The sequence below is a fragment of the Mycobacterium sp. Root135 genome (assembly GCF_001426545.1).
Taxonomy (GTDB): Bacteria; Actinomycetota; Actinomycetes; order Mycobacteriales; family Mycobacteriaceae; genus Mycobacterium.
Window position 1 is genome coordinate 748,073 of sequence record NZ_LMEZ01000006.1, and the last position, 6,950, is coordinate 755,022.

The following is a 6,950-nucleotide window of genomic DNA, read 5'->3' on the forward strand; positions in this document are numbered from 1 at the left end:
CTCGTCAGGTGGCCAACGTCGTGTGCGCCACTCCCTATGCAAGGGCTGCGTCGAGCAGCGTCATCGGATTCCAGTAGTCGCGATACACGGCCATGAGCCCGTCCACGAGGGTCAGCACGACGACGTAGGACATTTCGTAGGGGGCACCGGTCGCCTTGATGTGGCCGCTGACCGACCATTCGATGATCGCGGTGTCGGGGTCGACGGTCTGATGGACGTTCTGACGGGTGATCCGTTCGAACTGCACCTGCCCGGGAACGGCTCGCAGATAGTCCTCGACGGCCGCCTTGCCCTCGACCCGCCGCGGCCTACCCGTTGGGGCGTAAGGGAATTCGAGCACGACGTCATCTCGGCAGTACGCGAGCCAACCGTCGACGTCGTCGTTCATGATTGCGGCCGTCGCCGCGGCGAACACTGCTCCAGGACTGGGTTCGGTCATGTCATCCTCCGTGCCGTCTACTATTCGGACTAACAGTCCGCTCGTCCCCCAACGATACGGACCGGCGGTCCGATTGCGCAAGGAGGCTGGGGTGGTGATCGAACGTGCCGACGCGGCGCGCAACCGGCAGGCGGTGCTCGAGGCCGCCGGACGTCTGTTCGACGACGCCGCCGAAATCGGTGCGGTCTCGATGGACGAGGTCGCGCGGGCTGCCGGCGTGGGCAAGGGGACGCTGTTCCGGCGCTTCGGCGACCGCACGAACCTGATCCGCGCGGTCTACGACGCCCGACTGACCGATCTGCGGGCAGCCATCGCCGACGGCCCGCCGCCCCTGGGCCCCGGAGCGGATCCCCGCATGCGCATCCCGGCCCTGCTCGACGCTCTCGTCGACTTCAAGCTGGACAACCGCAAGTTGGCCATGAGCCTGGAACGCGACCAAAGAGACGGCGCGGCAACGCTGTACACGTCACCGAGTTACGTCGAGACCCATAAGTTGCTGACCAGCCTGCTCACCGAGGTAATCGGCGAGGACGAGGCACCCTGGATCGCGTACGCCCTGCTCGCCGCGACTCGCATCGATCTGGTGGACCACCTCGTCACCGCCGAGGGCATGACGCGAGACGACTTGCGACGCAAGGTGAGGACTCTTGTTGGCCGGGTCCTCCACCCCGGTGACGCGTAGACATCCCGCGCCGACACTCGTGTCGCTTTTCCGCCAGTACTGTCGGTGCCCGCGTGTAATTGTCTAGGTATGTACGACGACTTCGACCGCTGCTACCGGGCGGTTCAGTCCAAGGACGCCCGGTTCGACGGTTGGTTCGTCACGGCCGTTCTGACGACCGGCATCTATTGCCGACCCAGTTGTCCCGTGCGTCCGCCGCTGGCCCACAACGTGCGATTCCACCCGACTGCGGCAGCCGCGCAACGAGCCGGATTCCGGGCCTGTAAGCGCTGCCGTCCGGATGCCTCGCCGGGCTCACCCGAGTGGAACGTCCGGGGTGACGTGGTGGCCCGGGCGATGCGACTGATCGCCGACGGCACCGTCGACCGCGACGGCGTCACGGGGCTGGCCGCGCGACTCGGCTACACCACCCGCCAGGTCGAACGGTTGATGCAGGCGGAAGTGGGCGCCAATCCCCTCGCCCTGGCGCGAGCCCAGCGCACCCAGACGGCCCGGGTTCTGATCGAGACGACGGACCTGCCGTTCGGAGACGTCGCGTTCGCGTCCGGCTTCTCCTCCATCCGCCAGTTCAACGAGACCGTGATGGCCGTGACGGCACTGACACCGACGGCGTTGCGCCAGCGGGCAGGGACGACATTCGGTCCAGGACGGCCCACCGGATCTGGAGTGGTGACCCTGCGCCTACCGGTGCGCACGCCCTTCGCGTACGAGGGCCTGTTCGGGCACTTAGCAGCGAGCGGCGCCCACGGGGTCGAGGAGGTGCGCGACGGCGCCTATCGCCGAACGCTGCGTCTGGTCGCGGGCAACGGCGTCGTCAGCCTGACCCCGCACCCCGATCACGTGCACTGCGAACTGGCGCTCGACGACTTTCGGGACTTGTCGACCGCCATCGCCAGATGCCGCAGGCTGCTCGACCTCGACGCCGACCCCGAAGCCGTCGTGGACGCACTCAGTGGGGACGACCAACTGACCGCGTTGATCGCCAAGGCGCCAGGGCAGCGCATCCCCCGCACGGTCGACGAATCGGAGCTGGCGTTGCGGGTGGTCATCGGCCAACAGATCTCGGTGAAGGCCACGCGCACGCACGCGGGACGCCTGGCGCAGGCCTACGGAACCCCGATCGACGACGCCAAGGGCGGACTCACCCACGTCTTCCCGAGCGTCGAACAGTTGGCCTCAATCGACCCGACGCACCTCGCCTTCCCCAAGACGCGGCAGCGGACGTTCACGACGCTCGTTGGCGCGCTCGCAGACGGGACGGTGGTGCTCGACCCGGGATGTGACTGGAACCGGGCCCGCCAGCAGCTACTGGCGCTGCCCGGCATCGGTCCCTGGACCGCGGAGGTGATTGCGATGCGCGGCCTCGGCGACCCCGATGCCTTCCCCGTGACTGATCTCGGCGTTCTCGCCGCAGCCAAGGCGCTGGGACTGCCCGCCGACCCGAAGATGCTCTTGGAACGCAGCGGCCGCTGGCGCCCGTGGCGGGCCTATGCCACCCAGCATCTCTGGACGGCCCTCGAGCATGACGTCAACTATTGGCCGCCCAAGACGACCGCGAAGGACAAGTGATGGAGACAGTGCACTACCGCACGATGGAGAGTCCCGTGGGGATGTTGACGCTGGCCGGTAGCGGCGGCCGGCTACGACACCTACGAATGGTGGATCAGACGTACGAGCCCAGCCACGACGGCTGGGAAGTACACGACGAACACTTCGGCGACGCCATCGCACAGCTGGAGGCGTACTTCGCCGGAGAACGTCTCGACTTCGATCTAGACCTCGATCTGATCGGTACGGAGTTTCAACGCAAGGTGTGGGCCGCGCTGCTCAGCATTCCGTACGGCGAAACACGGTCCTATGGGCAAATTGCAGCTCAAATCGGATCGCCTGGCGCGTCGCGGGCGGTCGGATTGGCCAATGGCCACAATCCGATTGGCATCATCGTGCCGTGCCATCGTGTGATCGGCGCCAATGGCAGCCTGACCGGATATGGCGGTGGATTGAATAAAAAGAAGCAATTACTCGAAATGGAACGCAATCGCCTGTTTCCCGTTGCGACGCTATTCGACTGAGAGCGAATTGCCATAGAAATGCCTAAGGCCCCCAATGTTATTGGGGGCCTTAGGGCTTAAAGGGTGTTCGGCGGTGTCCTACTTTTCCACCCGAAAGGGCAGTATCATTGGCGNGAAATGCCTAAGGCCCCCAATGTTATTGGGGGCCTTAGGGCTTAAAGGGTGTTCGGCGGTGTCCTACTTTTCCACCCGAAAGGGCAGTATCATTGGCGCTGGTAGGCTTAGCTTCCGGGTTCGGGATGGGACCGGGCGTTTCCCTACCGCTAATGCCGCCGTAACTCTATTTATTTTACGCCCCACAGTGTTATTTGGTGGTGGGGTGTGGTCTGTTCGATTCATGAACAAGATGGTGCAAATGTGGTGTTACACGCTTCGTTAACCCAATTGACTCTTTTTGGGTGTGTGTAAGTTTTCGGCCGGTTAGTGCCAGTTCCCTGCAACCATTACTGGCCTTCTAGGTCTGGTCTATCGATCCCGTGGTCTGCGGGGGGCCTTATCCCTCTAAAAGGGTGAGAAACCTGGTCTTGGAAGAGGTTTCCCGCTTAGATGCTTTCAGCGGTTATCCTGTCCGAACGTAGCTATCCAGCCGTGCCACTGGTGTGACAACTGGTAGACCAGAGGTTCGTCCGTCCCGGTCCTCTCGTACTAGGGACAGGTTTCCTCAAGTTTCTGACGCGCGCGGCGGATAGAGACCGAACTGTCTCACGACGTTCTAAACCCAGCTCGCGTGCCGCTTTAATGGGCGAACAGCCCAACCCTTGGGACCTGCTCCAGCCCCAGGATGCGACGAGCCGACATCGAGGTGCCAAACCATCCCGTCGATATGGACTCTTGGGGAAGATCAGCCTGTTATCCCCGGGGTACCTTTTATCCGTTGAGCGACACCCCTTCCACTCGGGGGTGCCGGATCACTAGTCCCGACTTTCGTCCCTGCTCGACATGTACGTCTCGCAGTCAAGCTCCCTTGTGCACTTGCACTCAACACCTGATTGCCGTCCAGGTTGAGGGAACCTTTGGGCGCCTCCGTTACTTTTTTGGAGGCAACCGCCCCAGTTAAACTACCCACCAGGCACTGTCCCTGAACCGGATATACGGTTCGAAGTTAGAAGCCCAATACGATCAGAGTGGTATTTCAACAACGACTCCACCCACACTGGCGTGTGAGTTTCACAGTCTCCCACCTATCCTACACAAACCGTAACGAACTCCAATACCAAGTTGTAGTGAAGGTCCCGGGGTCTTTTCGTCCTGCCGCGCGTAACGAGCATCTTTACTCGTAGTGCAATTTCGCCGAGTCTATGGTTGAGACAGTTGAGAAGTCGTTACGCCATTCGTGCAGGTCGGAACTTACCCGACAAGGAATTTCGCTACCTTAGGATGGTTATAGTTACCACCGCCGTTTACTGGGGCTTAAATTCTCAGCTTCACCCCGAAGGGTTAACCGGTCCTCTTAACCTTCCAGCACCGGGCAGGCGTCAGTCCGTATACATCGTCTTGCGACTTCGCACGGACCTGTGTTTTTAGTAAACAGTCGCTTCTCACTGGTTTCTGCGACCCCCCACCGCTGCCGGCAGCAAGTGCCATGACAGTAAGGGGTCCCCCTTCTCCCGAAGTTACGGGGGTATTTTGCCGAGTTCCTTAACCATAGTTCACTCGTACGCCTTGGTATTCTCTACCTGACCACCTGTGTCGGTTTGGGGTACGGGCCGTGTGTGTGCTCGCTAGAGGCTTTTCTCGGCAGCATAGGATCACCAAATTCGCCTCACTCGGCTATGCATCACCTCTCAGGATATGTGAACGACGGATTTGCCTATCGTTCTCCCTACGGGCTTGCCCCAGTATTACCACTGACTGGTATGGCTACCTTCCTGCGTCACCCCGTCGCTTGACTACTACCAGCGAAGGTCCCGCGCAGCCCTTCAAACCCTCACACCCGAAGGTGATCGGTGATCGAAGTTTTGGGCGGTTAGTACCGCTGATTCATCACGGGCGCGCACACACGGGTACGGGAATATCAACCCGTTGTCCATCGACTACGCCTGTCGGCCTCGCCTTAGGTCCCGACTCACCCTGGGCGGACTGGCCTGGCCCAGGAACCCTTGGTCTTTCGGCGGGCAAGGTTCTCACTTGCCTTATCGCTACTCATGCCTGCATTCTCACTCCCACACCCTCCACCACACCATCACTAGGTGGCTTCACCGGCGTGCAGGACGCTCCCCTACCCAACGTCAACCCCCAAAGGAGTTGCTCGTTGCCGCGACTTCGGCGGTGTGCTTGAGCCCCGCTACATTATCGGCGCACAATCACTTGACCAGTGAGCTATTACGCACTCTTTCAAGGGTGGCTGCTTCTAAGCCAACCTCCTGGTTGTCTTCGCGACTGCACATCCTTTTCCACTTAGCACACGCTTAGGGGCCTTAGTCGGCGATCTGGGCTGTTTCCCTCTCGACGCACGGAGCTTATCCCCCGCCGTCTCACTGCCACACTGTTGACTTACCGGCATTCGGAGTTTGGCTGACGTCAGTAACCTTGTAGGGCCCATTGGCCATCCAGTAGCTCTACCTCCAGTAAGAACCATGCAACGCTGCACCTAAATGCATTTCGGGGAGAACCAGCTATCACGGAGTTTGATTGGCCTTTCACCCCTACCCACAACTCATCCCCTCAGTCTTCAACCTAAGTGGGTTCGGTCCTCCACAACATCTTACTGCTGCTTCAACCTGGCCATGGGTAGATCACTCCGCTTCGGGTCCAGAACACRCCACTACACCACACACTGTTGTGYGGATACGCCCTATTCAGACTCGCTTTCGCTGCGGCTACCCCACACGGGTTAACCTCGCGACATGTCCCTGACTCGCAGGCTCATTCTTCAAAAGGCACGCCATCACCCCACCCATAAGGGAAGGCTCTGACGGCTTGTAGGCACACGGTTTCAGGTACTATTTCACTCCCCTCCCGGGGTACTTTTCACCATTCCCTCACGGTACTAATCCGCTATCGGTCATCAGAAGGTATTCAGGCTTACCGAGTGGTCTCGGCAGATTCACAGCAGATTTCACGGGCCCGCTGCTACTCGGGAACACAAATCAAGGCAGGCGTCGGGTTTTCACGTACCGGGCTCTCACCGTCTACGGCAGGCCATCCCAAGCCAYTTCCGCTAACCACGACACTTTCTAACTGCCCTCCAGGGAGGTAGCCCCAGAAAATAAGGTCCCACAACCCCGCACACACAACCCCTACCCGGTATCACATGCATACGGTTTAGCCATCCTCCGCTTTCGCTCGCCACTACTCACGGAATCACTATTGTTTTCTCTTCCTACGGGTACTGAGATGTTTCACTTCCCCGCGTTACCTCCCGCACCCTATGAATTCAGATACGGGTAACACGACATCACTCGTGCTGGGTTCCCCCATTCGGACATCCTCGGATCAACGCTCGGTTGGCAGCTCCCCGAGGCATATCGCAGCCTCCCACGTCCTTCATCGGCCTCTGATGCCAAGGCATCCACCATGCGCCCTTAAACACTTACAACACAAAAACCAATTATGTTAAAAATCGAAATTACACCACAACAACCCACAACACCTCCGAACCCACCCGAATGACCACCACACCCCCAAAAGGGCACGACGACCAAGGTAGGAACCTCGACTGCTGCGAGTTGATGCTCGCAACCACTATCCACGAATCAAACACCACACCCCACCACCAAAACCTGGGGCAACAACACGCCTCCCACCACACACGGTG

4 protein-coding genes and 2 rRNA genes are annotated in these 6,950 nt (G+C 60.3%); 3 read left to right on the forward strand and 3 right to left on the reverse strand.

The window, feature by feature from the left end; all coding sequences use genetic code 11:
- Positions 1-34: 34 nt before the first annotated feature.
- A complete protein-coding gene (locus tag ASD37_RS20215; RefSeq protein ID WP_082570271.1) occupies positions 35-439 on the reverse strand; it encodes a nuclear transport factor 2 family protein in 405 nt (134 codons plus the stop codon).
- A gap of 91 nt (positions 440-530) precedes the next feature.
- On the opposite strand from ASD37_RS20215, the gene ASD37_RS20220 reads away from it, so the two are divergent.
- The 3 genes from ASD37_RS20220 (at position 531) to ASD37_RS20230 (ending at position 3,193) form a co-directional block, all read left to right on the forward strand.
- Positions 531-1,121 carry a TetR/AcrR family transcriptional regulator gene (locus tag ASD37_RS20220; protein WP_056555582.1) on the forward strand — a complete coding sequence of 197 codons (591 nt, stop codon included), beginning with the start codon at positions 531-533 and terminating at the stop codon, positions 1,119-1,121.
- Positions 1,122-1,190: 69 nt separating this feature from the next.
- Positions 1,191-2,690, forward strand: a complete 1,500-nt coding sequence (locus ASD37_RS20225) for a DNA-3-methyladenine glycosylase 2 family protein (protein WP_056555231.1) — start codon at positions 1,191-1,193, stop codon at positions 2,688-2,690.
- Complete coding sequence (locus ASD37_RS20230) at positions 2,690-3,193, forward strand: methylated-DNA--[protein]-cysteine S-methyltransferase (RefSeq protein WP_056555235.1); 504 nt, start codon at positions 2,690-2,692, stop codon at positions 3,191-3,193. The genes ASD37_RS20225 and ASD37_RS20230 overlap by 1 nt, the downstream gene beginning before the upstream one ends.
- A 164-nt stretch (positions 3,194-3,357) precedes the next feature.
- Here the strand turns inward: ASD37_RS20230 and rrf are convergent.
- Together rrf and ASD37_RS20240 are read right to left on the reverse strand one after the other, a co-directional pair.
- Positions 3,358-3,470: ribosomal RNA gene (rrf, locus tag ASD37_RS20235) — 5S ribosomal RNA — on the reverse strand.
- A gap of 123 nt (positions 3,471-3,593) precedes the next feature.
- Positions 3,594-6,731, reverse strand: a 23S ribosomal RNA gene (locus ASD37_RS20240).
- Positions 6,732-6,950 lie beyond the last annotated feature (219 nt).

Excerpts from the sequence above, each read along its gene's own strand:
- ASD37_RS20215 (WP_082570271.1), bottom strand. The coding sequence starts at position 439 with ATGACCGAACCCAGTCCTGGAGCAGTGTTCGCCGCGGCGACGGCCGCA.
- ASD37_RS20225 (WP_056555231.1), top strand. The coding sequence starts at position 1,191 with ATGTACGACGACTTCGACCGCTGCTACCGGGCGGTTCAGTCCAAGGAC.
- ASD37_RS20230 (WP_056555235.1), top strand. The coding sequence starts at position 2,690 with ATGGAGACAGTGCACTACCGCACGATGGAGAGTCCCGTGGGGATGTTG.